Below are 25,776 nucleotides of genomic sequence, written 5' to 3'. Positions count from 1 at the left end.
TCCCCACGGCAGCCTAAAGTCCAAAACACCTATCAGTCGCCTCGCTTTGACCGAGGACAACCTGTTGAGGCTCCACATCTAGCTAACTCGCCGCAGGCCTAGACCGAAGGCGATGTAGGTAGCGCCCTGGAAGATCAGGTCGATCGCCAGGAACGTGCCGAGCACCACCAGGCTGCTGACCGGCCAGCCGGCGGCGATGATCAGGCCCGCGAGCACGGTCACGACGCCGGCCGCGACGATCCATCCCCAGCTATTCAGCACCGAACGCCCCTTGATGCCCATCCAGATGCGCATGACGCCCGAAGCGACCAGGCTTGCCGCCAGGAACAGGGTCAGGATGGCCGAGGCGAGCAGCGGATTGATGAAGGCGAGGTAGCCCGCCACGATATAGAGCGCGCCGCCGAGCAGCCAGAGGAAGAAGCTGCCCCAGCCCTTGACGCCGAAGGCGTGGACGATCTCGACAACGCCGGCCACGATCATCAGCGTGCCGACGAAGTAGACCGAAGCCACGGTGGCGACGAGCAGGTTGGCCGCGGCGACGACGCCCAGCACGAGCAAGGCGATCCCGAGGGCGACGAACCACCCCCACTTGGAGCGAAATTCGCTGACGTCCGCCGGTTGGTCCGAAAGAGCCATGATCCAGTCTCCTTAAGATAAGGTCGTGTACCGAGACGTCAGTCCCAGACCGTCCGAAGTTATGCCCGGACGCCCGAATCGGTCCAGCCTCCGATAGTGCGGGCCGCGAAATAAACCTTTGTGACGACTGGAAAGTTTAATTCAAATTTTACGCTGTTGGCTTCACACCGATCCTGCCCTAGCGATTAGGTTGTTGGTGTACGCGAGGTTGTAATGGCATCTTTCGGCCGGTTTCCTGGAGTGGCCCTGACCCTTGCCGCAGTCGCAGCTTCTGCGCCGGCAAGCGCCGGCGAAGGCGCCTTCGGCTGGATTTCCGGCGACTGGTACCTCACCCTCGGCGCCACCGGCATGGTCGCCCCCAGCTTCGAGGGGTCGAAGAAGTACATGCTGAGCGCGGTGCCGATCATCTCGCTCGGCAAGGCCGGCAACGACACCCGCTTCTCCTCGCGCAACGACAACATCTCGCTGGCGCTCATCGACGACGGCGAGGTGCGCGCCGGTGTCGCCGGCAAGATCCTGTTCGGCCGCGATGCCGAGGACGAGCTCGAGGGGCTGCACGACGTCCGCTGGGGCGGCGAGCTGGGCGCCTTCTTCGAGTTCTATCCGACGGACTGGATGCGCGCCCGCGTCGAGGTGCGGCAGGGAATTCGCGCCCATGGCGGCGTGGTCGGCGATGTTGCCGTAGACGCCTTCTACGACGTCACGCCCGAAGTCCGAGTTTCCGGCGGACCGCGCGTTTCGTTCGCGACGGAAGACTATTTCGACACCTACTACGGCGTGAACGCCCAGGAAGCCATCGATTCGGGCCTGAACGCCTACAATCCTGGCGGCGGCTTCAAGTCGGCCGGTGTCGGCGGCGCCGTCACCTGGAAGGCGACCGACAACATCACCGCCAGCCTGTTCGGCGAGTATTCGCGGCTGATGGGGCCGGCGGCCGATTCCTCGATCGTCAAGGAGCGCGGCTCGCGCGATCAGCTGACGATCGGCGTGTCGACCAGCTACCGGTTCGACTTCAACCTTTGATTTCGGCGAATTAGGCGCTTTATTCCGGGCTCGGCCTCCGCTAAAAGCGCGGCCATGAGAATTTTCGCGCCCGTCCTGGCGATTGCCATACGAATTACGGGCCCGGCCTTCCGGGCGGTCTGAGGCTGTCCGAAAGTCCGGGACTTTTGCGTGCGCGCCATGTGGCGTTTTTTCAGATCATGACAGTTTGAGCCTGTGGCAGATTTGCCAGGCTAGGCGATGGCAAGACAGATGACCGATACGTCCGAGAAGATCGACTATTCCAAGACCCTCTATCTGCCGCAGACGGAGTTTCCGATGCGCGCCGGCCTGCCCGAGAAAGAGCCGGTGACGGTTGCGCGCTGGCAGAAGATGGACCTCTACAAGCGCCTGCGCGAAAGTGCCGCCGGCCGCGAGAAATACGTCCTGCATGACGGCCCGCCCTACGCCAACGGCAACATCCACATCGGCCACGCGCTGAACAAGATCCTCAAGGACGTCATCACCCGCTCGTTCCAGATGCGCGGCTACGACTCCAACTATGTGCCGGGCTGGGACTGCCACGGCCTGCCGATCGAATGGAAGATCGAGGAGAAGTATCGCGCTGCCGGCAAGAACAAGGACGAGGTCGAGATCAACGAGTTCCGCAAGGAATGCCGTGAGTTCGCCGCCGGCTGGATCAAGATCCAGGCCGAGGAATTCCAGCGTCTGGGTGTCGTCGGCGACTTCGACAATCCCTACACGACGATGAATTTCCGCGCCGAAGCCCGTATCGCCGGCGAGCTGCTGAAGTTCGCCATGTCGGGCCAGCTCTACCGCGGTTCGAAGCCGGTCATGTGGTCGGTGGTCGAGCGCACCGCGCTCGCCGAGGCCGAGGTCGAATACCAGGACTACGAGAGCGACACGATCTGGGTGAAGTTCCCGGTGACGGGCGGCTTGGTTGCGCGAACACCTAGGAATGCCGAGGCTATCTGGATATCGGCGCCGATCAATGAGGATGGAAGTATCAATGAAGGGTTGGAGCGCGAAGCTCTGTCTCCAACTTCCTTGGCAGGTGCATCTGTCGTCATCTGGACGACCACGCCCTGGACCATCCCCGGCAACCGCGCGGTGGCCTATTCGACGCGCGTCTCCTATGGCCTCTACGAGGTGACGGCGGCCGAGAACGACTTCGGTCCTCAGCCCGGCGAAAAGCTGATCTTCGCCGACGCGCTCTCCGAGGAGGCCGCGACCAAGGCCAAGGTCACCTTGAATCGGATCCGCAGCATCGCAGCCGAAGAGCTTGGAAAGCTTGTGCTTTCGCATCCGCTCGAAGGTCTCGGCGGCGGCTACGAGTTTCCCGTGCCGATGCTTGCCGGCGAACACGTCACTGACGATGCCGGCACCGGCTTCGTCCACACCGCGCCCAGCCACGGCCGCGAGGACTTCGACGCCTGGATGGACGCCGCCGCCGAGCTCGAGAAGCGCGGCATCGAAACGCGCCTGCCCTTCACCGTCGACGACGCCGGCTTCTTCACCAAGGACGCGCCGGGCTTCGGCCCGGATCGCGAGGGTGGTGCTGCGCGCGTCATCGACGACCACGGCAAGAAGGGCGACGCCAACAAGGCCGTCATCGAGGAGCTGATCAAGCACGGCATGCTGTTCGCCCGCGGCCGGCTGAAGCACAGCTATCCGCACAGCTGGCGCTCGAAGAAGCCGGTCATCTTCCGCAACACGCCGCAGTGGTTCGTCTACATGGACAGGCAGCTCGGCGACGGCACGACGCTGCGCAGCCGCGCGCTCAAGGCGATCGACGACACCCGCTTCGTGCCTGCCGCCGGCCAGACCCGCCTGCGCTCGATGATCGAGGAGCGCCCCGACTGGGTGCTGTCGCGCCAGCGCGCCTGGGGCGTGCCGATCGCCATCTTCGCCGACGCCGACGGCAACGTGCTGAAGGACGAGGCGGTCAACGCCCGCATCGTCGAGGCCTTCGAGAGGGAGGGCGCCGACGCCTGGTTCGCCGCGGGCGCCCGCGAGCGCTTCCTCGGCACGCGCGCGAACGAGCCCTGGACGCAGGTGATGGACATCCTCGACGTCTGGTTCGATTCGGGCTCGACGCATGCATTCACGCTCGAGGATCGCCCCGACCTCAAATGGCCGGCCGACGTCTATCTCGAAGGTTCGGACCAGCATCGCGGCTGGTTCCATTCGTCGCTGCTGGAAAGCTGCGGCACGCGCGGCCGCGCGCCCTACGACACCGTCGTCACCCATGGCTTCACCATGGACGAGGAGGGCCGCAAGATGTCGAAGTCGCTCGGCAACACGGTCGTGCCGCAGGATGTCATGAAGCAGTCGGGCGCCGACATCCTGCGCCTCTGGGTCATGACCACCGACTACTGGGAAGACCAGCGGCTCGGCAAGAACGTCCTGCAGACCAACATCGACGCCTACCGCAAGCTCCGCAACACGATCCGCTGGATGCTCGGCACGCTCGCCCATGACGAGGGCGAGCAGGTGGCGCTGGCCGACATGCCCGAGCTCGAGCGGCTGATGCTGCACCGTCTCGCCGAGCTCGACGAGCTGGTGCGCAAGGGCTACGACGAATTCGAGTTCAAGCGCATAACGCGCGCGCTGATCGACTTCATGGTCGTCGAGCTTTCGGCCTTCTATTTCGACATCCGCAAGGACGCGCTCTACTGCGACGCGCCGTCGAGCATCCGCCGCAAGGCGTCGGTCAAGGTGGTGCGTCACCTGTTCGACTGCCTGGTGAAGTGGATGGCGCCGATGCTGCCCTTCACCATGGAAGAGGCCTGGCTAGACCGCTATCCCGAGGCCGAATCGGTGCATCTGGAGCAATTTCCCGAAGTGCCGGCTGCGTGGCGCGACGAGGCGCTCGCCGAGAAATGGCGCAAGCTTCGCCAGGTCCGGCGCGTCGTCACCGGCGCATTGGAGATCGAGCGGGCGAAGAAGACCATCGGCTCGTCGCTGGAGGCGGTGCCGGTCGTCTATCTCGACAACGAGACGCTGGAGGCATCGCTCGCCGGCATCGACCTGGCCGAGATCGCCATCACCAGCGACCTCGTCGTCAGCCACGACAAGGCTCCGGCCGACGCCTTCGTGCTCGACGACGTGGCCGGCGTTGCCGTCGCCATCGGCAAGGCGGAGGACCGCGGCCTGGTGAAATGCGCCCGCTCGTGGCGCTATACCGGCGACGTCGGTTCGGATGCGGCATTCGCCGATGTCTCGGCCCGCGACGCGGCGGCGCTGCACGAGCTGCGGAAGCTCGGCCGCCTCTAGACAGTGGGTGATCCGAAGATCGCAATCGATCCTTGGCTGCTACGGCATCCATAGCGCGTCCCGAAGGATGTGCGGCACCGTAGCAGGTGACCGAAATGCAACGCCCGGCGGACGGCAGTCTTCCGGTCGTTGCCCTGGACGGCCCGTTAAGGTAAAAGCGCGGCTTCGGCAGACAAATTGTCGCCGGATTTCCGTCGCAGACGGGTGGGGGCCCGGTTTTACCGGCATCTAGCGAGAGGCGTTCGAGTGAAGATCTTTGGCATGACGGACCGCATCAGCGCGCGCGCAACGACGTTTGCAACGCTCGCGGTTTCCGCCGTCGCATTGTCGGGCTGCATGAGCGCGCCGACCTATGGCACCGACAAGTCGTCGACCGAGCAGCTTGCCACCGACCTGACCAACATCATGTCGCTCAAGCCGAAGACCAACAGCATCGACTACAAGCCGCGGCCCGAGCTGGTGAAGCCGAAGGCCGGCCAGGCGGGCACCTTGCCCGCGCCGCAGGACAACATCGTCACGACCGCGAGCGCCGACTGGCCCGAGTCGCCGGAAGCGCGCCGGGCGCGCATCCGCGACAATGCGACCAAGAATCGGGACAACCCCAATTTCGAGCCGGAAGTCGTCAACGACATGTCTTCGCTGTCGGGCCCCGACCTGAGCAAGCTGACGCCGGCGCAGCGCAAGGCCGAGATCGAGCGCCGCCTGCGCGAGAACAAGCAGGGCAGCGCCACCACGCGCAAATATCTGAGCGAGCCGCCGCTGGCCTACCGCCAGGCAGCGACGACGGCTGCACAGGACGAGCTCGGCGAGGACGAGCTCAAGAAGGAACGCCGCAAGAAGAAGCTCGCCCAGAAGGGCAGCAGCTGGTGGCCGTTCTGATCCAGGCCAGATGGCATGGTTGACTGGACGCCCTGACTGGTTCAGGGCGTTTTCGTTTTCAGGGACAGGCAGGCGCTCTAGAGGTCGCGGCGATCCTTGAAGAAGCCTTTGAGAATTTCCGCGGCGCGCGTTTCGCCAATGCCGGCATAGACGTCGGGTGCGTGATGGCAGGTAGGCGAGGCAAAGAAGCGGACGCCGCTGACCACTGCGCCGCCCTTGTCGTCGGCCGCTCCGAAATAGAGCCGGCGCAGGCGGGCAAACGAGATGGCGGCCGCACACATGGTGCAGGGTTCCAGCGTGACGTAGAGGTCGTGTCCGGTGAGCCGCTCCGAGCCGAGCTTTCCGGCGGCCTCGCGGATCGCCAGGATCTCGGCATGGGCCGTGGCATCGTTGAGTTCGCGAGTGCGGTTTCCGGCGCGGGCGACGACCTTGCCGCCGTGGACCACGACGGCGCCGATCGGTACCTCGCCGCGCGCGGCGGCGGCTTCGGCCTCCTCGAAGGCCAGTGCCATGAAATCCGGCCGCTTCACGCCGCCACCATCCGGATATTCCCCTCGCTAACCCCAACTCTTCCTGTTATCTAGCCGCCGAAAAGGGCAAAGGCCACATGGACGACGATCGAAAAAAATTCCCGCGCAAGGGCGGCAAACCAGGTGGCGCGGGCAATCGCGACGCTGGACCCAGGAAATTCGGCAAGCCGCGCGGCGAGGGTGGCAGCAAGCCCTTCGCCAAGAAGCCGTTTGTGAAGCGTGACGAAGGTGCCGAGGGCGGTGAACGGCCCAAGCGCGATTTCCGTCCGCGCGACGGCGAGGCGCGCCCGGAGCGCTCTTCGGCGCCGTTCCGCAAGGGGCCGCGACCCGAGGGCAAGCCGTTCGAAAAGCGCGAACGTTCGTTCGGCGACAAGCCGAATCGGCCCCGTGCTGCCGAAGGCGGTGAAGGTGCTGGGCGTCCGCGCCGCGAATTCCGGGGCGACCGCCCGCACGAGGGCGGCGAGCGTCCGTTCCGAAAGGGCCCAAGTCCCAAGGGCAAGCCTTACGAGAAGCGCGAAGGCAGCCGCTCCTTTGGCGGCGACAAGCCTTATCGTCCGCGTCCAGCCGAAGGCGGCGAGCGTCCGCACCGTGAATTCCGTCCGCGCGACGGCGAGGCAAGTGCAGGCGGCGAGCGCCCGTTCCGCAAGGGGCCGCGACCCGAAGGCAAGCCTTACGAGAAGCGCGAAGGCGGCCGTTCATTTGGCGGCGACAAGCCTTATCGGGCGCGCACCGCGGAAGGCGGCGAGCGTCCGCATCGTGAATTCCGGCCGCGCGACGGCGAGACCGGTGCAGGCGGCGAGCGGCCGTTCCGCAAGGGCCCGCGTCCAGAGGGCAAGCCTTACGAAAAGCGCGACGGCGAGGCGAAGGCGTTCCGTCCGAGGCCGGATGACGACCGCCGCCCCAAGCCGGATGGTTTCAAGCCGCGTTCGCGCAGCACCGAGGAGACCTCGGAGCCGGGCGAGCGCATCGCCAAGCGCCTGGCGCGCGCCGGCATCGCCTCGCGCCGCGACGCCGAGGAGCTGATCGCCGCGGGCCGCGTCAGGGTGAACGGACAGGTGCTGACCTCGCCCGCCTTCAACGTCATGCCCAACGACGTCATCCATCTCGACGGCACCGAAATCCCGCCGATCGAGCGCACCCGGCTGTTCCTGTTCCACAAGCCGGCCGGGGTTGTGACCACCAATCGCGATCCGGAAGGCCGCAAGACCGTCTTCGACGTGCTGCCGGCCGAACTGCCGCGGCTGATGACCATCGGCCGCCTCGACATCAACACCGAAGGCCTGCTGCTGCTGACCAATGACGGCGGCCTGGCGCGTGTGCTCGAGCTGCCGGCCACCGGCTGGCTGCGCCGCTACCGCGTCCGCGTCCATGGCAAGGTCGAGCAGAAGCAGCTCGACGCGCTCAAGGACGGCATCGCCGTCGATGGCGTGTTCTACGGCTCGGTCGAGGCGACGCTCGATCGCGAGCAGGGCACCAACGCCTGGATCACCATCGGCCTGCGCGAAGGCAAGAACCGCGAGGTCAAGAACATCCTCGGCGCGCTCGGCCTCGAGGTGAACCGCCTGATCCGCATCTCCTACGGTCCGTTCCAGCTCGGCGAGCTGCCGGAAGGCCACGTCCAGGAGATTAAGGGCAAGATGCTGCGCGACCAACTGGGCGAGCGGCTGGTCGAGGAATCCGGCGCCAATTTCGACGCCGACATCGTCAAGCCCTTCTCCAACAAGCCGACGGCCCGCCGCGAGGAGCGACGCGACGACGACGCGCCGCGTGCGCCGAGACCCGCGCGCCTTGACATCGGCGAGGGCGGCCTGATCAAGAATCGCAAGCGTGATCGCGAGCGTCACCGTGAGGACGTGCTGGGGCGCTTGACGACCGAGCGCCCGCGCTTCGCCGACAAGCCCAAGTTCGGCGACAAGCCGAAGTTCGGCGAAAAGCCCGGATTTGGCGATCGTCCGAAGTTCGGCGGCAAGAAGGGTGACGAGCGCGAGAAGAAGCCGTTCGAGACGCCGGGCAGCCGCAAGTCCAATGTCTGGATGGCGCCAGGCGCTCGCCCGCAGGGCGCGGCAAGCAAGGGCGGCAAGACAGGCTTCGACAAGCCGCGTGGCGACAGGCCGACTGGCGGCGCACCGCGCGGCGGCAAGCCTGGCGGTCCGCGCAAGGGCCGCGGCTGATGCGGGTGGTCGGCGGCGAATTGCGCGGCCGGGCGCTGGCCACGCCGCGCGATCACGCCATCCGGCCGACGACCGACCGCACGCGCGAGGCCGTCTTCAACGTGCTCGCCCACCGCTTCGGCGACCGGCTCGAGGGCGCCCGTGTGCTCGACCTCTTTGCCGGGACCGGTGCGCTCGGCATCGAGGCGCTGTCGCGCGGGGCGTCCTACTGCGTCTTCATCGAGGAATCGGCCGAGGGCCGCGGCCTGATCCGCACCAATGTCGAGACCTTCGGCCTGACCGGCCGCACCAAGATCTTCCGCCGCGACGCGACCGGCCTCGGCGAGGCCGGCACCATGGGGCCGTTCGGCCTCGTCTTCGCCGACCCGCCCTATGGCAAGGGTCTCGGCGAGCGCGCCCTGCGCTCGGCCCGTGCCGGCGGCTGGCTCGCGGCGGGCACGCTTTGCGTCGTCGAGGAAAGTGCTGCCGCCCCGTTCGACCCCGGTCCGGGCTTCTCGGTCCTGGACGAGCGTTCCTATGGCGAGACGGTGATCCGCTTCATTGCGGCCGAGTAGCGCCCGACTTCAGCCGTTTTCGGTCGCAAAGATTACCAACAATTCACTTCCCGCCGCTTTGCGCCGCCGCATATAACGCAGGCGCGTCCACATTCAGAGGCTGTCGATGGGCTTGGAACTATTTCGGGCGAAAGGCTTGCCGCAGGCGTTGCTCGCCGTGGCATTCGGCTTGATCGGCGCCGGCACGCTGCGAGCGTCGCCGAGCGACGGCGCCGTGTCGAGCTTCAGCCTCGACAACGGCATGCAGGTGGTGGTGATCCCCGACCACCGCGCGCCGGTCGTCACCCACATGGTCTGGTACAAGGTGGGCAGCGCCGACGAGCCGGCGGGCAAGTCGGGCATCGCCCATTTCTTCGAACACCTGATGTTCAAGGGCACGGCCGAACACAAGGCCGGCGAGTTCAGCCAGAAGGTGGCGGAGATCGGCGGCAGCGAGAACGCCTTCACCACCTACGACTACACCGCCTATCACCAGACGGTGGCGCCCGGCGCACTCGAGACGATGATGGGCTTCGAGGCCGACCGGATGCGCAACCTGGTGCTGACCGATGCGGTGATCGGACCCGAACGCGACGTCATCCTCGAGGAGCGGCGTTCGCGCATCGAGAACAATCCGGGCGCACTCCTCAACGAGGAGGTCGACGCCACCCTGTTCCAGAACGAGCCGTACCGAATCCCTGTGATCGGCTGGATGAACGAGATCGAAAAGCTCAACCGGGTCGACGCCACCGCCTTTTACGACCGGTACTACGCGCCGAACAACGCAATCCTCGTCGTGGCCGGCGACGTCGAGCCCGACAGGGTCCGGGAACTGGCGGAGAAAACCTATGGCAAGGTCGCGCGCGGTCCCGATCTTCCGCCGCGGTCGCGCCCCGAGGAGCCCGAGCAGAACACCAAGCGCACGGTCGAGATGACGGATGCGCGCGTCAGCGTGCCGAGTTTCTCGAAGTCATGGGTGGTGCCGTCCTACCAGACCGCCGAGCCCGGCGAGGCTGAAGCTCTCGACCTGCTATCGGAGATTCTCGGCGGCGGCAGCCGCAGCCGGCTCTATCAGCAACTGGTGGTCAAGCAGGGCATCGCATCGTCGGCCGGTGCCTATTTCGAAGGCACGATGGTCGACGACACCAGCTTCGCGGTCTACGGCGCGCCGCGCGGCGAGGCCGGCCTGCAGCAGGTGGAGGACGCCGTCGATGTCGAAATCCGTCGCATCATCAAGGACGGCGTCACCGCAGACGAGCTGGAAAAGGCCAAGAACCGGTTCGTCCGCAGCATGATCTTCGCGCGCGACAACCAGGCGAGCATGGCAAACATCTACGGCAGCACGCTGGCGACAGGCGGAACGGTGGCCGATGTCGAGCAATGGCCGGACAAGATCCGTGCCGTGACCGCCGAAGAGATCAAGGCGGTGGCGGCAAAGTATCTCAATCCCGATCGTTCGGTTGCCGGCTATCTGCTGCCGGCCAAGTCTGACGGGGAATGACGCGATGAACGGTTCGAAGACAATGCGCTTGAGCTTGAGCACCTACCTGACCACGCTGCTGCTCGCGCTGGTGTTCCTGGTGCTGCCGGCCGTGGTCGCGGCCCGCGCCGAGGTGAAGATCCAGGAGGTCAGGTCGGAGAAGGGGGTCACCGCCTGGCTGGTCGAGGACTATTCGGTGCCGATCATCGCCGTCCGGTTTGCCTTCGAGGGCGGAAGTTCGCAGGATCCCGACGGCAAGGAGGGGCTCGCCAACCTGATGACCGGGCTCTTCGACGAGGGCGCCGGCGATCTCGACAGCGAGGCGTTCCAGAGCCGCCTTGACGATGCCGGCGCCGAAATGGGATTCAGCGAAAGCAACGACGACCTCGGCGGCTCGATGCGCATGCTCTCCGACCAGCAGGACGAGGCCTTCGAACTGCTCAGGCTTGCCGTCGAGAGCCCCCGCTTCGACCAGGCGCCGATCGACCGCATCCGCTCCCAGATCGTCGCCGGCATCGTCGCCAATGCGCGCGATCCCGAAACCGAGGCGTCGCGCAAATGGGCCGAGGCGATCTATGGCGCCCATCCCTATGCCCGGCCCGACCAGGGCACGGAAAAGTCGCTCGCGGCGATCACCGCCGACGACCTGCGCGCCTTCCACAAGGCGGTCTTCGCCCGCGACCAGCTGAAGATCGCGGTCGTCGGTGCGATCGATGCCGAAAGCCTGAAGAAGAGGCTGGACCAGGTCTTCGGCAACCTCCCCGAGAAGGCGCAGATCCGCAAGGTCGACCCCGTCGAACCCAAGCTTGGACAGACCCTGCAGGTCGAATATCCGCTGCCCCAGACCTCGCTGCAGCTCGTCTATCCCGGCGTGCGGCGCGATGCGCCGGACTTCCTGGCCGCCGCGCTGATGGAGCAGATCCTCGGAGGAGGCAGCTTCTCGTCGCGGCTCTTCGACGAGGTGCGCGAGAAGCGGGGCCTGGCCTACAGCGTGACGTCCATGCTGATCAACCAGGAGCATTCGTCGTCGCTGGTCATCAGCACGGCGACGCGTTCGGACCGCGCGGCCGAAACCCTCGCGGTGGTCCGCGACGTGGTGCGCAGGATGGCCGAGGAGGGGCCGACGGCGGCGGAGCTGGAGGCGGCGAAGAAGTACATGCTGGGCGCCTACGCCATCAACAATCTCGATTCGTCGGGAGCGATCGCGAGCACTCTGGTCAACATCCAGGCCGACGACCTGGGCATCGATTACATCCAGCGTCGGGTGGATCTCATCGGCGCGGTGACGTTGGACGAGGTGAAGGCCGTGGCGCGCAAGCTGCTGTCGGCCGAGCCGGCGGTGATGATCCTCGGTCCGAAGATGGATGGAGGCAAGGGATGAGCGCGAGCTTCGCACTCGCTCTTGGTGGCGGCGGCGCGCGCGGGCTCGCCCACATCCACGTCATCGAGGCGCTGGACGAGCTGGGCATCAAGCCGGTCGCCATTGCCGGCTCCTCGATCGGCGCCATCATGGGGGCCGGCATGGCCGCGGGCCTGAGCGGCAGCGAAATCCGCGAATATTCGTGCTCCGTGCTCGGACGGCCGGGCGAGGTGGCGAGCCGCATGTGGAAGGCGCGCCCCGGCACGCTTTCCGAAATGGTCGAGACCGGCATCAGGGTCAGCCAGTTCAACATCGAGCGCATCCTCAAGGTGTTCCTGCCCGAGGCGGTGCCCGCCACCTTCGAGGAGCTCAAGGTGCCGCTCAAGGTGACCGCGACCGACTATTACGGCCATTGCCAGTCGGTCTTCGAGGAGGGCGACCTGTTGACGGCGCTGGCCGCGTCCGCGGCGATTCCGGCGGTGTTCAGGCCGGTGACCCGCGGCAACACGCTCTACATCGACGGCGGCATCTACAATCCCGTGCCCTTCGACCTTCTCGACGGCCTCGCGGACTTCACGATCGCCATCGACGTCGTCGGGGCACCCGTGGAGAACGACGGCAGGCGGCCGAACTCCATCGACCTGATGTTCGGCGCGACCCAGCTGATGATGCAGTCGATCACCGCCGGCAAGCTCGGCCAGAGCCAGCCCGACATCTTCCTGCGGCCGCCGGTGTCGCGTTTCCGTGCGCTCGATTTCCTCAAGATCGACCAGGTGCTGGCGGAAACGGCCGCACTCAAGGAAGAACTGAAGCAGGCGATCGACGAAATCCTCCAGTAGCCCGGGGGACCGCCCGAATTACTGCAGGGTCGATGCCTTGCCGGTGGAGAAGGGCGACTGCGCCGCCGGCGGTGGGGCGGGCGGGGCCTCTTGCTGGTGCAGGGGTTCGCTGGCGATCGCCTTGACCACCCTGAAACACACCAGCATCGACACGACGCCGAACACCACGGCGCCCAGGCCCCAGCCGGCGATGACGCCGGTCGCGCCCCAGTAGTGCGCGCCCACCCAGACGAAGGGGATGACGCCGAGCGTCGAACGGCCCCAGTTGAAGACGGTCGAATAGGCCGGGTAGCCGAGATTGTTGAAGGCGGCGCTGGAAACGAAGATCGCGCCGTTGAACAGGAAGCTGCCCGCCGCATAGAGGCAGAAGAAGATGATGAGCTCGCGCGCGATCCCGTCGGCGCCGAAGATGCCGGCGATGGGGTTGGCGAAAATCGCGAGCAGCGCCCACACCGCCAGCACATATACGATGGTGAACAGCAGGCTGTCGCGCATGGTCGATGTCAGGCGGTCGAACTTTCGGGCGCCGTAGTTCTGCCCGAGGATCGGACCGACCGCGCCGGACAGCGCGAAGATAACGCCGAAGGCGACAGGCACCAGGCGGCCGATGATCGCCCAGCCGGCCACGGCCTGGTCCCCGAAGGCGGCAATCTCCACGGTGACATAGGCGTTGCCCACCGGCGTAGCGATCTGGGTGAGCATTGCGGGGACGCCGATGGCGAAGAACGGTGCCAAGGCCTCGCGCAATTCCCTCGGGTCGGGGATATTGATGAGCCTGTGCACGACATGGGCGCCGTGGATGCCGATGGCGAGCATGACGCAGCGCGACAGGACAGTGGCGATTGCCGCGCCGTCGAGCCCCAGCCCGAAGCCGAAGATGAACAGCGGATCGAATATGGCTGCGGCAACGCCGCTGCCGAGCGTCACGTACATGGCCCGCCGGGCGTCACCCACGCCGCGGAGGATGCCGGTGGTGCACATGCCCAGCGCGAGGATCGGGAAGGAGGGCAGGACGATCAGCATGAAACGGGCCGACAGCTCGAGCGTCTGGCCGCTTGCGCCGAGCAGGACCAGCAGCGGCCGCAGGAAGGGTAGCGTCGCGACCGTGACGAGCAGTGTCGCGAGCCCCATGAAAACCATCGAGGCCCCGCCCATGCGCGCGGCCTCCTCGCGTGCGCCGCGACCGAGGCAGCGGGCGACCAGCGCCCCGCAGGCGATGGTGAAGCCGATCGAAATGGAAACGGTGAAGAACAGCAGCGTCGAGGCAAAGCCGATCGCGGCCGCCAGCTCTTCCACGCCGAGAAGCGAGATGTAGAACAAGTTGAGGGCGTCGACGATGAAGATGGCGACGAGGCCGACCGAGCCGGTGGCGGTCATCACGATGACGTGACGCATCGTCGAGCCGGTTGTGAATTTCGCGGGCATCGCCGCCTGGCTTGGACTGGACATGTGGACCCGGGGAGGCTTTGGCGACGGACGGCCTGGGGCATCCGCTCCGATTCTGGTCTAGGCCATTGAGTAGGGTGGACTCGGTTTGACCATGTACCCACCCATTGCACAAGCCGGTAGGGGACAATAGATGGAGGAAAGGGCCGCGACCGGCCGCAAGCAATCGGAACACGCCAATGAACGATACCAACGACGCCGCGAAACTGGCTGACCGGGTCGCCAGCCTGGTCGAGGCCGCCAGGAAGGCCGGCGCGGATGCCGCCGATGCCGTGGCCGTGCGGGGGCGTTCGACCGGCGTTTCGGTGCGCTTGGGCAAGGTAGAGGCAACCGAGGCTTCGGAGAGCGAGGACGTCTCGCTCCGCGTCTTTGTCGGGCGCCGCGTCGCTAGTGTTTCGGCCACCGCCGCGTCCGACGCGAACGCCCTGGCCGAGCGCGCCGTGGCGATGGCCAGGGTTTCGCCCGAGGATCCCTTCCAGGGGCTGGCCGATGCTTCGCTGCTCTCCGCGGCCCCAAGCGATCTCGACCTCTTCGACGCAACCGTCGTTTCGGCCGAGCGCCTCAAGGAGGATGCACTGGCAGCGGAGAGTGCCGCACTCGCCGTCAAGGGCGTGACCAACTCGTCCGGCGCCGGTGCCAGCGCCGGGCTCGGCGGTCTGGTGCTTGCGACGTCCCACGGTTTCCTCGGACATTATGTCGGGTCGCGGTTCTCCCGCTCGGCCAGCGTCATTGCCGGTGAAGGCACGGCGATGGAGCGCGACTACGAATATTCCTCGCGCCTGCATTTCGCCGACCTCGACCCGGCCGACGAGATCGGCCGCAAGGCCGGCGAGCGCGTGGTCAAGCGGCTGAACGCCCGCAAGGCGCAGACAGGCCCCGTCGACGTCGTCTTCGACCCGCGCGTTGCGCGTGGCATCGCCGGCCATCTTGCCGGGGCGATCAACGGCGCCTCAGTCGCCCGCAAGACGAGTTTCCTGCGCGACATGATGGGCAAGCAGGTAGCTGCAGCCGCGATCACGGCAATCGACGAACCGCTCAAGCGCCGCGGCCAGGCTTCGCGCCCCTTCGACGGCGAGGGCGTCGAGGGCGCCACGCTGAAGATGGTCGAGAACGGCGTGCTCAACCACTGGTTCCTGTCGACCTCGGCCGCACGGGAACTGGGCCTTGCGACCAACGGCCGTGGCGTGCGCGGCGGTTCGTCGGTATCGCCGTCGTCGACGAATTTTTCGATCGAGCCGGGCGACAAGTCGCCGGAGGACCTGATCCGGTCCCTCAAGAGCGGCTTCTACGTCACCGAGGTCTTCGGCCAGGGCGTCGACATGATCACCGGCGAATACAGCCGCGGCGCGTCGGGTTTCTGGATCGAGAACGGCGAAATCGTCTGGCCGGTCTCGGAGGTGACGATCGCATCGAACCTCAAGGACATGTTCCTGCGCATGGTGCCGGCGAGCGACCTCGACCGCAACTACGGCACGGCCGCGCCGACCCTGCTGATCGAAGGCATGACCCTTGCCGGAAACTGACGTCGCAGCACAAGCCAGCATGCTGGCCGATCTCGAACTGTTGCGCATGGCGGCGGCCGAGGCCGGACGCATCGCCATGGGCTACTTCCGCCGCAACCCGGAGGTCTGGTTCAAGGGCGGCAACTCGCCGGTGAGCGAGGCCGACTATGCTGCCGATCGCTACCTTCGCGAGACGCTGATGGCTGCGAGGCCGGACTACGGCTGGCTGTCGGAGGAGACCGCCGACAATCCCGAACGCCTTGGCGCGCGCCGGACCTTCGTCGTCGATCCGATCGACGGGACGCGTGGTTTCGTCGAGGGCAGGGCCGAATGGTGCGTGAGCGCCGCGGTGGTGGAGAACGGCCGCTCGCTCGCGGGCGTGCTCGAATGCCCGGCGCGCGGCGAGACCTACTGGGCGGTGGCCGGCGGGGGTGCCTATCTCAATGGCGACCGGATCGGCGTGCGAGCCGGAGGCGATCGGCTCAGCATCGCGGGGCCGAAGCCGATGATCGACCGCCTTCCGCCGCAATGGCAGGCGCGGCTCGACCGGGTGGCCTATATTCCATCGCTGGCCTATCGGCTGGCGATGATCGCCAGGGGCGCGCTGGACGCGACCTTCGTCAAGCCGAACGCACATGACTGGGACATCGCCGCGGCCGAACTCATATTGCACGAAGCCGGCGGGCGGCTGCTTGACAGCGGGGGCGGCTTGCCTGCCTTTGCAGGCGAGCAGATCGTCCATGGCGAGCTGATGGCCGGAAGCGGCGAGCTGCTCGCCGCCATGGCAGGCGTGATTGCCGACCCGGACGGCCGGTAGAACTGGAAGCTGTTCCAAAACGGTCCGCTTTGGTCTAGATCAGGCGGACCCAGCATATGATGAATCAAGGACTGAGATGGCCGAGGAAGACGGTAAGAAGCAGCTTTTGCACCTGGTGTTCGGCGGCGAGCTGAAGAAGCTCGGCGGCACGGAGTTCCGCGATCTCGATGCGCTCGACATAGTGGGCATCTACCCCGACTACAAGTCGGCCGAGCTGGCCTGGAAGGCGAAGGCTCAGGCCAGCGTCGACAACGCGCATATGCGCTATTTCGTTGTCCACCTGCATCGCCTGCTCGAGCCGGAAGTGAAGGCGCCCGGTCAGAGCTGATGGAGGGATCCCGCATGGCGTCGCCGGCCGTGAGGCCCGCGGCGAACAAGAAGCGTGCAAAGCCGGCGCCGAAGGGTTTGTGGCGGCGCATACGCGAACCACTGGCCAAGTCGCGCTTTGCAAAAGGCGCGGTCGCCAGTCTGTTTGCCGGAGCGCTGCGCTTCATCAAGCTGACCAATCCCTATGCGGAGGGCTCGTTCCAGCTGGCCGGCGGCGGCTATGCCGACAGCGAGCCGCTGATCATCGGCCTCTGGCACGGACAGCATCTGCTGGCGCCGGCGCTCTATCCCAGCGGCCGCGGCCTGGTCGCGATGGTCTCGCGCAGCGCCGATGCGGAACTCAACGCGCTGGTCATCAACAAGTTTGGCATCGAGGCGGTGCGCGGCTCGGGCGGCCGTCAAAGAAAGAGCAAGCACGAAAAGGGTGGTGCGACCGCCCTCATTGCCCTGAAAAAGGCGCTCGATGCCGGCAAGAACGTCTGCATGATCGCAGACATTCCGCATGGCACCCCCCGCGACGCCGGCATGGGCATCGTCCTTCTGGCCCGTCTTTCCGGCAGGCCCATTGCCCCGGCGGCGATCGCCACCAGCCGTCGCACGGTGATCGAGAAGAGCTGGGACAAGACAACCGTCAACCTGCCCTTCGGCCGCTGCGCGGTTGCCGTTGGCCCGCTGATCGAAGTGGCCGTCGACGCGGACGATGCCGAGATGGAGCGCAAGCGCCTGGAACTCACCGCAGCCATGAATCTTGCAACCGAACAGGCCTATCGCATGGTGGACGGCGCGAGATGAGCGAACGCTGGGCCAGAGCCGTCCTCAAGGCGTACCGCTACGCGGGTGCCGCAGCCTATCCGATGGTCGGCGGCTATGTCGCCTGGCGGACCTCAAAAGGCAAGGAAGACAAGAACCGCCGCCGCGAGCGCTACGGCTTCGCCGGCCGCGAACGGCCGGACGGCCCGCTGATCTGGTTCCATGCGGCGAGCGTCGGCGAGACGATCGCGGTCGTTCCGTTGATCGAGAGCATTCTGGATTACGGCATTAGCGTCGTCCTCACCACGGGCACGGTCACCTCCGCCCAGGTCGCCGACGAACGCCTCGGTCCCCGCATCATCCATCAATATGTGCCGCTCGACCTCAAGCCGGCGGTGAGCCGCTTCCTCGACCATTGGCTTCCGGACCTGGCGATCATCGCCGAGTCCGAGATCTGGCCCATGACCATCCTCGAACTGGGCGCGCGAAACGTGCCGCAGATCCTCGTCAACGGCCGCCTGTCCGACCGCTCGTTCAAGTCGTGGAAGAAGCGGGCCTACATTGCCGAGGCGCTGTTCGAGAACATGGCGCATGTCGTGGCGCAGTCCGAGGTCGACGGCGAACGTTTCCGTGCGCTTGGTGCGCGGCCGGTGACTGTCTCGGGTAACCTCAAGGTCGATACCGCCCCGCCGCCGGTCGACGAACGCGCCCTGCACATGCTCCAGCGCCAGATCGGGCGCCGCCCGACATGGGCGGCCGTTTCGACCCATGACGGCGAGGAGGTCGTGGCGGCCGAGGTGCACGCTATGTTGCGCAACCGCCATCGCGGGCTCCTGACGGTCATCGTGCCGCGCCATCCCGAGCGTGCCGCTGCCGTGGCGGCGGATCTTGCCGGCTTGGGGCTGAAGGTCGCCCGTCGCAGTACCGGCGACCATATCATGCCCGACACCGATATCCTGCTCGGCGACACCATCGGCGAGATGGGGCTTTACCTGCGCCTCACCGAGATAGCCTTCGTCGGCCGCTCGATGACGTCGGAGGGCGGGCAGAATCCGCTCGAGCCGGCAATGCTGGACACCGCCGTCCTGTCGGGCCGCAACGTGCAGAACTTCCGCGACACCTACCAGCGGCTGATCGACAAGGGCGGCGCCAAGATCGTGCGCGACCGCGACATGCTGGCAGGGGCCGTCAATTTCCTCCTCGGCAACGAGATCGCCCGTCACGACATGATGGCGGCCGGCGCCTTGACGGTCGAGGAGATGCGCGGGGCGCTGGCGCGCACGCTGAAGGCGCTCGAACCCTTCATCCATCCCCTCATCGTGAAAGCGCGCCTCAAGGGCGCAGGCGGGAGGTAGCGCTGGCCAGCGAAGCGCCTCCTTTCTGGTGGGAAAAGCCGGACTGGCGTGCCTACGCGCTGTACCCGGTGTCGTCGCTCTATGCATTGGTGGCCGGACGGCGCATGAAGGCGGCGCGGCGCGAGAAGATCGATGCGCCGGTGCTGTGCGTCGGCAACTTCACCGTCGGTGGCACCGGCAAGACCCCGATCGCGATCGCGCTCGCCAAGCAGGCCAAGCGCATGCAACTCGTGCCTGGCTTCCTGTCGCGCGGTCATGGCGGCAGTTTCGCCGAGCCGCATGTGGTCGACCGGCAGCACGACAGCGCCAAGCATGTCGGCGACGAGCCTCTGCTATTGGCCGAGCATGCCCCCGTCGCCGTCACCCCGAACCGCGCCGCGGGCGCAAAGCTGCTCATCGAGCGCGGCTGCAATTTCCTCATCATGGACGACGGCTTCCAGAGCGCGCGCATCCATATCGACTTTGCGCTGGTGGTGGTCGACGCGCGTTTCGGGCTGGGCAATGGCCACGTCATCCCGGCGGGGCCGATGCGCGCGCGCCTGGTCGACCAACTCAGATTTACCGACGCGGTGATCCGGATGGGCGAGGGCGACATGGCCAACGCGGTCGTGCGCCAGGCGGCGCGCGCCGGCAAGCCGGTCTTCGTCGCGACGGCGCGGCCGCGCGGCAAGAAGATGTTCCAGGGCAGGCGCTTCCTCGCCTTCGCCGGCATCGGCCATCCGGAGAAGTTCTTCGACACGGTCGCAAAGGCCGGGGGGACGGTGGTCCTGGCCCATGCCTTCCCCGATCACCACTTCTACCTTCCGGACGAACTGGAGGATCTGGCCAAGGCCGCGCAGGCCGGCGAGCTGGAGCTGGTCACCACCTCCAAGGACGCAGCACGCCTGCGCCATGGTGCTGCGGCCGCCGAATTCCTGGCGCGGCTCAACGTGCTTGAAATCGATGCCGTGTTCGAGATCGAGCACACCGCAGAGCGCATCGTCGACGAGACGCTGGACGCCTGGCGGCGGCGAAAGATAGCGGGCTGACGCTCCGTCTGGCCGAAGCTGCGCGGGCTCCTTCCCGAGAATCGCTCAGAGTTTGGGCCGCTGCCCTAGCGGCGCTTGCGCAGGTCCGGGTTCATGTCGATCTCGCGCCCGAGCGAGACCGAGGCGTCGCGATAGGGCTCCTGGCGGGCGACGCTCCAGTATTTGAGCTCGTCGAGCGGAATAGACTCGGCCGTCACCGCGCAGCGTACGAAGGAGCCGGGGCTGGTCACCTGGAAATCGCCGTCGAGATAGCGGATGCGGGCTTCGCGCGCGCCGGGGCCTTCGAAACGGTTCATCATGGGCTTGTGCTCGTCTTCCTTGTCGGGCTGTTACGCCCACAAAACCCCGGTCAGGTCAACTACCTGCGGCCGAACAGCTTCTCGATGTCGGCCAGCTTGAGTTCGATATAGGTCGGCCGCCCGTGGTTGCAGGTGCCCGATCCCGGTGTCGCCTCCATCTGCCGCAGCAGCGCGTTCATCTCCTCCGGCCGCAGCCGGCGCCCCGACCGAACCGAGCCGTGGCAGGCCATGGTGGCGGCAATCGCGTGCAGCCGTTCTTTCAGCATGTCGGCCGTGTCGCTGTCGGCGATCTCGTCGGCAAGGTCGCGCACCAGCTGGGCGACGTCGGTCTCGCCGAGCATGGCAGGGGTCGCGCGCACCGCGACGGCGCCTGGGCCGAAGCGTTCGATGCCGAGGCCGAACCGGGCCAGGGTTTCCGAATGCACTGCCAGCCGCTCGGCGTCTTCCTCCGACAGGTCGACGATCTCGGGCATCAACAGCATCTGCGAAGCCACCGGGCGTGAATGCAGGGCGTTCTTGAGTTCTTCGTAGACCAGCCGCTCGTGGGCGGCGTGCTGGTCGACGATGACGAGCGAATCCCTGGTCTGGGCGACGATGTAGTTCTCGTGCACCTGCGCCCGCGCCGCGCCAAGCTCGGTCTGCAGCAGCGCTTCCACCACCTCGGCCTGGCCGGCGCGCGCATCGGCGCTGTGCAGCGGTCCCGTGTCGAAGCTCGCCTGCACGGCCTCGGCGAAGCCCGTGTCGAGCGGCCGGAACGGCGAACGCGCGGCGTCGAAGCCGGCCGAAGGGGCGGCTCGGAACTCTGCATTGTAGCTGCGGTGGCTGGCCGACGGGCCGGGGTGGGCATAGGAAGGCGCGCCCGGACGGAATGCGCTCACCATCGCCTCGGTGCCAGTGGTGGCCGGACGGATGCCCGCACCCGCCAGTGCCTGGCGGATCGCGCCGACGATCAGCCCGCGCACCAGGCCCGGATCGCGGAAGCGCACGTCGGCCTTGGCCGGATGCACGTTGACGTCGACATGCGCGGGGTCGACCGAAAGGAACAGCACTGTCACCGCATGGCGGTCGCGCGGCAGGACGTCGGCATAGGCGCCGCGGATCGCCGAGGCGATCAGCTTGTCGCGCACTGGCCGGCCGTTGACATAGGCATATTGCTGCAGCGCGTTGGCGCGCGTGTAGGACGGGATCGAGACGTGGCCCTCGAGCCGCACGCTCTCGCGCGCAGCGTCCATGGCGATCGAGTTGTCGGGGAAGTCGTTGCCCATCACCTGGGCAATGCGGGCAAGCCTTCCATCTGTGTCGTCGCCGGTGGCCGAAAGCTCCAGCGTCGAGCGGTCGGTGCCCGACAGCGTGAAGCGTACGGCCGGGAAGGCGATGGCGATGCGCTTGACCGTATCGGCGATGGCCATCGCCTCGGCCCGCTCGGTCTTCATGAACTTGAGCCGGGCAGGGGTGGCGAAGAACAGGTCGCGCACCTCGACCGTCGTGCCGCGGTTGCTCGGCGCCGGCCGCACGGCGGCGATCCGCCCGCCGTCCACCGAGATCTCGGCACCGCTGTCGGCGGCCTTGGTGCGCGAACGAATGGTCAGCCTCGACACCGAGCCGATCGAAGGCAGGGCCTCGCCGCGGAAGCCGAGCGAGCGGATGTCGTGGATGTCGTCGGAGAGCTTGGAGGTGCAGTGGCGCGAGATCGCCAGCGAAAGCTCGTTCTCGGGCATGCCCGACCCGTCGTCGACGACGCGGATCAGGTTCAGCCCGCCGCCAGCCGTCGCCACCTCGATGCGTGCAGCCCCTGCGTCGAGCGCGTTCTCGACCAGTTCCTTGACCACGCTGGCAGGCCGTTCCACGACCTCGCCGGCGGCGATCTGGTTGATCATCGTTTCGGAAAGCTGGCGAATGGGCATCGCGAGACTATAGCGGGATTCGGTCGCGCCGGGACAGCCACATTGCGTGGGCCGGGCCATCCACAGCGTACAGGGGGATGAGGGGCGGCGCAACATTGCGGACGCGTGGCGCAACATCCGCCCCAGTTCACGCCTGCGCCACCAGCCAGTCGCGCACCTTTTCGGCGCTTTCGCTGAGCGCCCGGTTCCTCGGCCAGGCGACGTGGAAGCCCTTGTTCGTCGTCATGACGTGGTCGGTCAGCCTGACCAGCAGCCCCGCCGCGATCAGCCGGTCGGTGAGGTGGCGCCAGCCGAGCGCGATGCCCTGGCCCTCCATGACCGCCTGGATGACAAGCACATAGTCATTGATGACCAGTCCGCGCTTGGCCACCGCACCGTTCACGCCTGCCGACTGGAACCACTCGTTCCAGGTCGCCGCCGGGCGATAGGGCTCCTCCAGGTGGATCAGGTGGTGCAGGGTCATCTCGGCTGGCGTTTGCGGCGTTCCGGCACGCGCCAGATAGGCAGGGCCGGCGACTGCGTAGATCTCCTCGCCGGCGATGGGCAGCAACTCGTAGTCGGGCCAATCGGCGGCGTCGCCGCCGCGGATGCCCAAGGGAATGCCTTCGGCCACCAGGTCGAGGTCGCGGTCGGCTGTCTGGATGCGCAGGTCGATGCCGGGCAGGTCGTCGCGGAACTTCTGCAGGCGTGGCATCATCCAGAACGATGTGAACGCCGTCGAGGCCGACAGCGTGACGTGCATGCCGCCGGCGCGCGCCCTGAGTTCCTCTGCCGACTTGCGGATATGTGAAAGGCCAAGCGTGACATCGGCATGGAAACGTTCGCCCGCCTCGGTCAAGACCACGTGGCGGTGGCGGCGCCGGAACAGCTTGGCGCCGAGCTGGTCCTCAAGTCCGCGGATCGCATACGAGACGGCTGCCTGCGTCATGCCGAGCTCGCGGCCGGCGGCGGTGAAGCTGGCCAGCCGTCCGGCGGCCTCGAAGACGATCAGGCTGCCGGCGGAGGGCAACAGGTGGCGCAGGCTTTGCATAAGGCATGCTTATGCAAATGATGAGGATTTTCAAGCGTCACAGCGCACGATCCAAAGTCTAGCTTCATGCCAAACGATTTGGAGCCCGACATGAGCGTTGCCGCAGCCGAAGCCCTGAGCGAGCCCGCCAAGCGCCGCGAGCGCGGCGGCCGCAATGCCCGCCGCGAGCAGCGCTCGCACGGGCCCGAGGCGCATGGCCGGCCCTACATCGTCAGGAACATCCCGACCTACGACATCCTGTCGCAGGAGAACCTCGTCCGCATCGAGGCGACGGCCGACCGCATCCTCGCCGAGATCGGCATCGAGTTCCGCGACGATCCCGCAGCGCTCGACCACTGGAAACGGGCAGGGGCCAAGGTCGAGGGCGTGCTGGTCAAGTTCGAGCCCGGCCTGCTGCGCGAACTGCTGAAGACGGCCCCCGCAACCTTCACCCAGCACGCGCGCAATCCCGAGCGCTCTGTGGAGATCGGCGGTAAGAGCGTGGTGTTTTCGCCGGCCTATGGTTCGCCCTTCGTCATGGATCTCGACAAGGGCCGCCGCTACGGCACGATCGAAGACTTCCGCAACTTCGTGAAGCTGGCGCAATCGTCGCCCTGGCTGCACCATTCCGGCGGTACCATCTGCGAGCCGGTCGACGTGCCGGTCAACAAACGCCACCTCGACATGGTCTACAGCCATATCCGCTATTCCGACCGCGCCTTCATGGGGTCGGTGACCTCGGAGAGCCGCGCGGAAGACTCGATCGACATGGCGCGCATCGTCTTCGGCGAAGAATTCACCGACCGCAACTGCGTTGTCCTCGGCAATGTCAACGTCAACTCGCCGCTGGTCTGGGACGCGACCATGACCACGGCACTTCGCGCCTATGCCCGCGCCAACCAGGCGGCTGTCATCGTGCCCTTCATCCTCGGCGGCGCCATGGGGCCGGTGACCAACGCCGGCGCCATTGCCCAGTCGTTGGCCGAGACCATGGCCGGCTGCGCCCTGACCCAGCTCGAAAGGCCTGGCGCGCCGGTGATCTTCGGCAATTTCCTGTCGTCCATGTCACTACGCTCGGGCTCGCCGACCTTCGGCACTCCGGAACCGGCCATCGGCTCGATGGTCATCGGGCAGCTTGCGCGGAGACTTAATCTACCCCTCAGATGCTCGGGCAACTTCACCACCTCGAAGCTGCCGGACGCCCACGCCATGAACGAAGGCACCATGTCGATGCTTGCGGCCGTGCATTGTGGTGCGAACTTCATCCTGCATTCGGCCGGCTTCCTCGATGGGCTGTTGTCGATGTCCTACGAGAAGTTCGTCATGGACGCCGATTTCTGCGGCGCGCTGCACACCTATCTCGATGGCGTGCAGATCGACGACAATCAGCTGGCGCTCGATGCCTTCCGCGAGGTCGGTCCCGGCAATCATTTCTTCGGTTGCGCCCACACGATGCAAAATTACGAGACGGCGTTCTGGGATTCGGCGATCGCCGACAACGAGCCATTCGAGAAGTGGGAGGCCGCAGGCTCCGTCGACGCCGCCGCCCGCGCCAACAAGCGCTGGAAGACGATGCTGGACGAATATGAGGCGCCGCCACTCGATCCAGGCATCGACGAGGCGCTCAAGGAGTTCATGACGTGCAAGAAGGCGTCGATGGAAGACGCGTGGTACTGATGCCGGACGACAGCTCCTTGGCCGACCGGTCGTTCGATCCGGTTGCGGCGTTGAAGCACTACCACGCGGCGATCGATGTGCTCGACTTCGCAGCCATCGAGGTCTGCTTCGCAGCCGATGCCGAGTACGTTTCGGACGGGATCGGCGCCATTGTTGGCCGAGACGCCATCATGGACGCTTTTCGCAGCTACTTCGCCGTCTATGGCGACCAGAAATCGAAAGACGAGGCGGTTGCTTCGGTGTCGCCGCGCGTCGCCTGGTCGCGTTGGCGGCTCGAAGCGACGCATGCCATCACCGGCACCCGCCTCGACCGGTCAGGCGAGGAGACGGTCCATTTCGATGCGAGCGGCAGGATCGCCCTGGTCGAGGTGAAAGATGACCTCGCGTCGCAGTGAGCCGGCACGAGCGGGCAGATGTGGTTCAGCCGCGCCCGCGATAGGGCGCGACGCCCGTGTCGGGCAGCCACGAGCCCTCGGGCGGCGTGCCGGTCTGCCAGAACACGTCGATCGGGATGCCGCCGCGCGGATACCAGTAGCCGGCGATGCGCAGCCACAGCGGCTTGGTCGCCTCCACGACCCGGCGGCCGATCATCACCGTGCAGTCCTCGTGGAAGGCGCCATGGTTGCGGAACGAAACCATGAACAGCTTGAGCGACTTGGACTCGACCAAAAGCTTGTCCGGGGCGTAGTCGATGACGATGTGGGCGAAATCCGGCTGGCCGGTCACCGGGCAGAGCGAGGTGAACTCCGGGCAGGTGAAGCGCACGATGGCCGGCGGGCCGTCGACGCGGCCGTAGGGCACGGTTTCGAGCACGGCGGCTTCCGGCGAGGTCGGAGTCTCCACCTTCGTGCCGAGCTGGGTCAGGGTGTCGGTGATGGTCATTGGGCGGCTCTTCGGACTGGTTCTGGCTCAATGCTCCGCTGCCGTAGCGCGCGAAACTCGACGACCAGATCTTT

The 25,776-nt window shown here is 66.5% G+C and carries 23 protein-coding genes; 16 read left to right on the top strand and 7 right to left on the bottom strand.

What is annotated here, in order from left to right:
- Window positions 1-78: 78 nt before the first annotated feature.
- A complete protein-coding gene (locus PV773_RS21415) occupies window positions 79-636 on the bottom strand; it encodes an HdeD family acid-resistance protein (protein ID WP_347968301.1) in 558 nt (185 codons plus the stop codon).
- Between the two features lie 213 nt (window positions 637-849).
- On the opposite strand from PV773_RS21415, the gene PV773_RS21410 reads away from it, so the two are divergent.
- The 3 genes from PV773_RS21410 to PV773_RS21400 all read left to right on the top strand — a co-directional run bounded on the left by PV773_RS21410 (window position 850) and on the right by PV773_RS21400 (window position 5,793).
- Window positions 850-1,659, top strand: a complete 810-nt coding sequence (locus tag PV773_RS21410) for a MipA/OmpV family protein (RefSeq protein WP_347968300.1) — start codon at window positions 850-852, stop codon at window positions 1,657-1,659.
- A gap of 231 nt (window positions 1,660-1,890) precedes the next feature.
- Window positions 1,891-4,914 (top strand): isoleucine--tRNA ligase, encoded by a 3,024-nt coding sequence (gene ileS, locus PV773_RS21405; protein ID WP_347968299.1) that lies wholly within the window; start codon window positions 1,891-1,893, stop codon window positions 4,912-4,914.
- Between the two features lie 261 nt (window positions 4,915-5,175).
- Window positions 5,176-5,793 carry a hypothetical protein gene (locus tag PV773_RS21400; protein ID WP_347968298.1) on the top strand — a complete coding sequence of 206 codons (618 nt, stop codon included), beginning with the start codon at window positions 5,176-5,178 and terminating at the stop codon, window positions 5,791-5,793.
- A 77-nt stretch (window positions 5,794-5,870) separates the two neighbouring features.
- On the opposite strand, the gene PV773_RS21395 is transcribed toward PV773_RS21400, so the two are convergent.
- Window positions 5,871-6,323, bottom strand: a complete 453-nt coding sequence (locus PV773_RS21395) for a nucleoside deaminase (protein WP_347968297.1) — start codon at window positions 6,321-6,323, stop codon at window positions 5,871-5,873.
- Window positions 6,324-6,400: 77 nt separating this feature from the next.
- Here PV773_RS21395 and PV773_RS21390 point away from each other — a divergent pair, with 77 nt between their 5' ends.
- The 5 genes from PV773_RS21390 (at window position 6,401) to PV773_RS21370 (ending at window position 12,706) form a co-directional block, all read left to right on the top strand.
- The gene (locus tag PV773_RS21390; protein ID WP_347968296.1) at window positions 6,401-8,494 is read left to right on the top strand and encodes a pseudouridine synthase; all 2,094 of its coding nucleotides are present in this window, start codon (window positions 6,401-6,403) and stop codon (window positions 8,492-8,494) included.
- Window positions 8,494-9,048 carry a 16S rRNA (guanine(966)-N(2))-methyltransferase RsmD gene (rsmD, locus tag PV773_RS21385; protein WP_347968295.1) on the top strand — a complete coding sequence of 185 codons (555 nt, stop codon included), beginning with the start codon at window positions 8,494-8,496 and terminating at the stop codon, window positions 9,046-9,048. Before PV773_RS21390 ends, rsmD begins: the two co-directional genes overlap by 1 nt.
- A gap of 157 nt (window positions 9,049-9,205) precedes the next feature.
- Window positions 9,206-10,528 (top strand): pitrilysin family protein, encoded by a 1,323-nt coding sequence (locus PV773_RS21380; protein ID WP_347968294.1) that lies wholly within the window; start codon window positions 9,206-9,208, stop codon window positions 10,526-10,528.
- A 22-nt stretch (window positions 10,529-10,550) separates the two neighbouring features.
- Window positions 10,551-11,888: a pitrilysin family protein gene (locus PV773_RS21375; protein ID WP_347968312.1), complete on the top strand. Its 1,338-nt coding sequence runs from the start codon at window positions 10,551-10,553 to the stop codon at window positions 11,886-11,888.
- Window positions 11,885-12,706 carry a patatin-like phospholipase family protein gene (locus tag PV773_RS21370; protein WP_347968293.1) on the top strand — a complete coding sequence of 274 codons (822 nt, stop codon included), beginning with the start codon at window positions 11,885-11,887 and terminating at the stop codon, window positions 12,704-12,706. Before PV773_RS21375 ends, PV773_RS21370 begins: the two co-directional genes overlap by 4 nt.
- 18 nt (window positions 12,707-12,724) lie before the next feature.
- Here the strand turns inward: PV773_RS21370 and PV773_RS21365 are convergent, their stop codons facing one another.
- Window positions 12,725-14,155 carry an MATE family efflux transporter gene (locus PV773_RS21365; protein ID WP_347968292.1) on the bottom strand — a complete coding sequence of 477 codons (1,431 nt, stop codon included), beginning with the start codon at window positions 14,153-14,155 and terminating at the stop codon, window positions 12,725-12,727.
- 176 nt (window positions 14,156-14,331) lie between these two features.
- On the opposite strand from PV773_RS21365, the gene PV773_RS21360 reads away from it, so the two are divergent.
- The 6 genes from PV773_RS21360 (at window position 14,332) to lpxK (ending at window position 19,931) form a co-directional block, all read left to right on the top strand.
- Entirely contained in the window at window positions 14,332-15,675 is a 1,344-nt protein-coding gene (locus tag PV773_RS21360) for a TldD/PmbA family protein (protein ID WP_347968291.1), read from the top strand.
- Window positions 15,662-16,471 (top strand): 3'(2'),5'-bisphosphate nucleotidase CysQ, encoded by an 810-nt coding sequence (locus PV773_RS21355; protein WP_347968290.1) that lies wholly within the window; start codon window positions 15,662-15,664, stop codon window positions 16,469-16,471. Before PV773_RS21360 ends, PV773_RS21355 begins: the two co-directional genes overlap by 14 nt.
- A gap of 76 nt (window positions 16,472-16,547) precedes the next feature.
- Window positions 16,548-16,799, top strand: coding sequence for a DUF4170 domain-containing protein (locus PV773_RS21350; RefSeq protein ID WP_340035837.1), 252 nt, complete (start codon window positions 16,548-16,550; stop codon window positions 16,797-16,799).
- A 14-nt stretch (window positions 16,800-16,813) separates the two neighbouring features.
- Window positions 16,814-17,590 (top strand): lysophospholipid acyltransferase family protein, encoded by a 777-nt coding sequence (locus PV773_RS21345; RefSeq protein WP_347968289.1) that lies wholly within the window; start codon window positions 16,814-16,816, stop codon window positions 17,588-17,590.
- Window positions 17,587-18,903, top strand: a complete 1,317-nt coding sequence (gene waaA / locus PV773_RS21340; protein WP_347968288.1) for a lipid IV(A) 3-deoxy-D-manno-octulosonic acid transferase — start codon at window positions 17,587-17,589, stop codon at window positions 18,901-18,903. Before PV773_RS21345 ends, waaA begins: the two co-directional genes overlap by 4 nt.
- Window positions 18,904-18,905: 2 nt before the next feature.
- Window positions 18,906-19,931 carry a tetraacyldisaccharide 4'-kinase gene (lpxK, locus tag PV773_RS21335; protein WP_347968311.1) on the top strand — a complete coding sequence of 342 codons (1,026 nt, stop codon included), beginning with the start codon at window positions 18,906-18,908 and terminating at the stop codon, window positions 19,929-19,931.
- A 65-nt stretch (window positions 19,932-19,996) separates the two neighbouring features.
- Here the strand turns inward: lpxK and PV773_RS21330 are convergent, their stop codons facing one another.
- The 3 genes from PV773_RS21330 to PV773_RS21320 all read right to left on the bottom strand — a co-directional run bounded on the left by PV773_RS21330 (window position 19,997) and on the right by PV773_RS21320 (window position 23,164).
- A complete protein-coding gene (locus tag PV773_RS21330; RefSeq protein ID WP_340035840.1) occupies window positions 19,997-20,230 on the bottom strand; it encodes a DUF2093 domain-containing protein in 234 nt (77 codons plus the stop codon).
- A gap of 59 nt (window positions 20,231-20,289) precedes the next feature.
- The gene (mutL, locus tag PV773_RS21325) at window positions 20,290-22,134 is read right to left on the bottom strand and encodes a DNA mismatch repair endonuclease MutL (protein ID WP_347968287.1); all 1,845 of its coding nucleotides are present in this window, start codon (window positions 22,132-22,134) and stop codon (window positions 20,290-20,292) included.
- Window positions 22,135-22,261: 127 nt separating this feature from the next.
- On the bottom strand, window positions 22,262-23,164 hold the full coding sequence (locus tag PV773_RS21320) for a LysR substrate-binding domain-containing protein (protein ID WP_347968286.1): 903 nt from the start codon (window positions 23,162-23,164) through the stop codon (window positions 22,262-22,264).
- 90 nt (window positions 23,165-23,254) lie between these two features.
- Here PV773_RS21320 and PV773_RS21315 point away from each other — a divergent pair, with 90 nt between their 5' ends.
- Window positions 23,255-24,820, top strand: a complete 1,566-nt coding sequence (locus PV773_RS21315; protein ID WP_347968285.1) for a trimethylamine methyltransferase family protein — start codon at window positions 23,255-23,257, stop codon at window positions 24,818-24,820.
- A complete protein-coding gene (locus PV773_RS21310) occupies window positions 24,820-25,215 on the top strand; it encodes a nuclear transport factor 2 family protein (RefSeq protein ID WP_347968310.1) in 396 nt (131 codons plus the stop codon). The genes PV773_RS21315 and PV773_RS21310 overlap by 1 nt, the downstream gene beginning before the upstream one ends.
- A 25-nt stretch (window positions 25,216-25,240) precedes the next feature.
- Here PV773_RS21310 and queF read toward each other — a convergent pair whose 3' ends face one another.
- Window positions 25,241-25,702: a preQ(1) synthase gene (queF, locus tag PV773_RS21305; RefSeq protein ID WP_347968284.1), complete on the bottom strand. Its 462-nt coding sequence runs from the start codon at window positions 25,700-25,702 to the stop codon at window positions 25,241-25,243.
- Between the last annotated feature and the right edge of the window lie 74 nt (window positions 25,703-25,776).

Source organism: Mesorhizobium sp. CC13 (assembly GCF_039907765.1).
Lineage (GTDB): Bacteria > Pseudomonadota > Alphaproteobacteria > Rhizobiales > Rhizobiaceae > Aminobacter.
The sequence above is the reverse complement of the archived record's forward strand: the minus strand, read 5'-3'. Positions and strand labels throughout refer to the sequence as shown.

Excerpts from the sequence above, each read along its gene's own strand:
- PV773_RS21415 (WP_347968301.1), bottom strand. The coding sequence starts at position 636 with ATGGCTCTTTCGGACCAACCGGCGGACGTCAGCGAATTTCGCTCCAAG.
- PV773_RS21410 (WP_347968300.1), top strand. The coding sequence starts at position 850 with ATGGCATCTTTCGGCCGGTTTCCTGGAGTGGCCCTGACCCTTGCCGCA.
- ileS (WP_347968299.1), top strand. The coding sequence starts at position 1,891 with ATGACCGATACGTCCGAGAAGATCGACTATTCCAAGACCCTCTATCTG.
- PV773_RS21400 (WP_347968298.1), top strand. The coding sequence starts at position 5,176 with ATGACGGACCGCATCAGCGCGCGCGCAACGACGTTTGCAACGCTCGCG.
- PV773_RS21390 (WP_347968296.1), top strand. The coding sequence starts at position 6,401 with ATGGACGACGATCGAAAAAAATTCCCGCGCAAGGGCGGCAAACCAGGT.
- rsmD (WP_347968295.1), top strand. The coding sequence starts at position 8,494 with ATGCGGGTGGTCGGCGGCGAATTGCGCGGCCGGGCGCTGGCCACGCCG.
- PV773_RS21375 (WP_347968312.1), top strand. The coding sequence starts at position 10,551 with ATGCGCTTGAGCTTGAGCACCTACCTGACCACGCTGCTGCTCGCGCTG.
- PV773_RS21370 (WP_347968293.1), top strand. The coding sequence starts at position 11,885 with ATGAGCGCGAGCTTCGCACTCGCTCTTGGTGGCGGCGGCGCGCGCGGG.
- PV773_RS21365 (WP_347968292.1), bottom strand. The coding sequence starts at position 14,155 with ATGTCCAGTCCAAGCCAGGCGGCGATGCCCGCGAAATTCACAACCGGC.
- PV773_RS21360 (WP_347968291.1), top strand. The coding sequence starts at position 14,332 with ATGAACGATACCAACGACGCCGCGAAACTGGCTGACCGGGTCGCCAGC.
- PV773_RS21350 (WP_340035837.1), top strand. The coding sequence starts at position 16,548 with ATGGCCGAGGAAGACGGTAAGAAGCAGCTTTTGCACCTGGTGTTCGGC.
- PV773_RS21345 (WP_347968289.1), top strand. The coding sequence starts at position 16,814 with ATGGCGTCGCCGGCCGTGAGGCCCGCGGCGAACAAGAAGCGTGCAAAG.
- waaA (WP_347968288.1), top strand. The coding sequence starts at position 17,587 with ATGAGCGAACGCTGGGCCAGAGCCGTCCTCAAGGCGTACCGCTACGCG.
- PV773_RS21330 (WP_340035840.1), bottom strand. The coding sequence starts at position 20,230 with ATGATGAACCGTTTCGAAGGCCCCGGCGCGCGCGAAGCCCGCATCCGC.
- mutL (WP_347968287.1), bottom strand. The coding sequence starts at position 22,134 with ATGCCCATTCGCCAGCTTTCCGAAACGATGATCAACCAGATCGCCGCC.
- PV773_RS21320 (WP_347968286.1), bottom strand. The coding sequence starts at position 23,164 with ATGCAAAGCCTGCGCCACCTGTTGCCCTCCGCCGGCAGCCTGATCGTC.
- PV773_RS21315 (WP_347968285.1), top strand. The coding sequence starts at position 23,255 with ATGAGCGTTGCCGCAGCCGAAGCCCTGAGCGAGCCCGCCAAGCGCCGC.
- PV773_RS21310 (WP_347968310.1), top strand. The coding sequence starts at position 24,820 with ATGCCGGACGACAGCTCCTTGGCCGACCGGTCGTTCGATCCGGTTGCG.
- queF (WP_347968284.1), bottom strand. The coding sequence starts at position 25,702 with ATGACCATCACCGACACCCTGACCCAGCTCGGCACGAAGGTGGAGACT.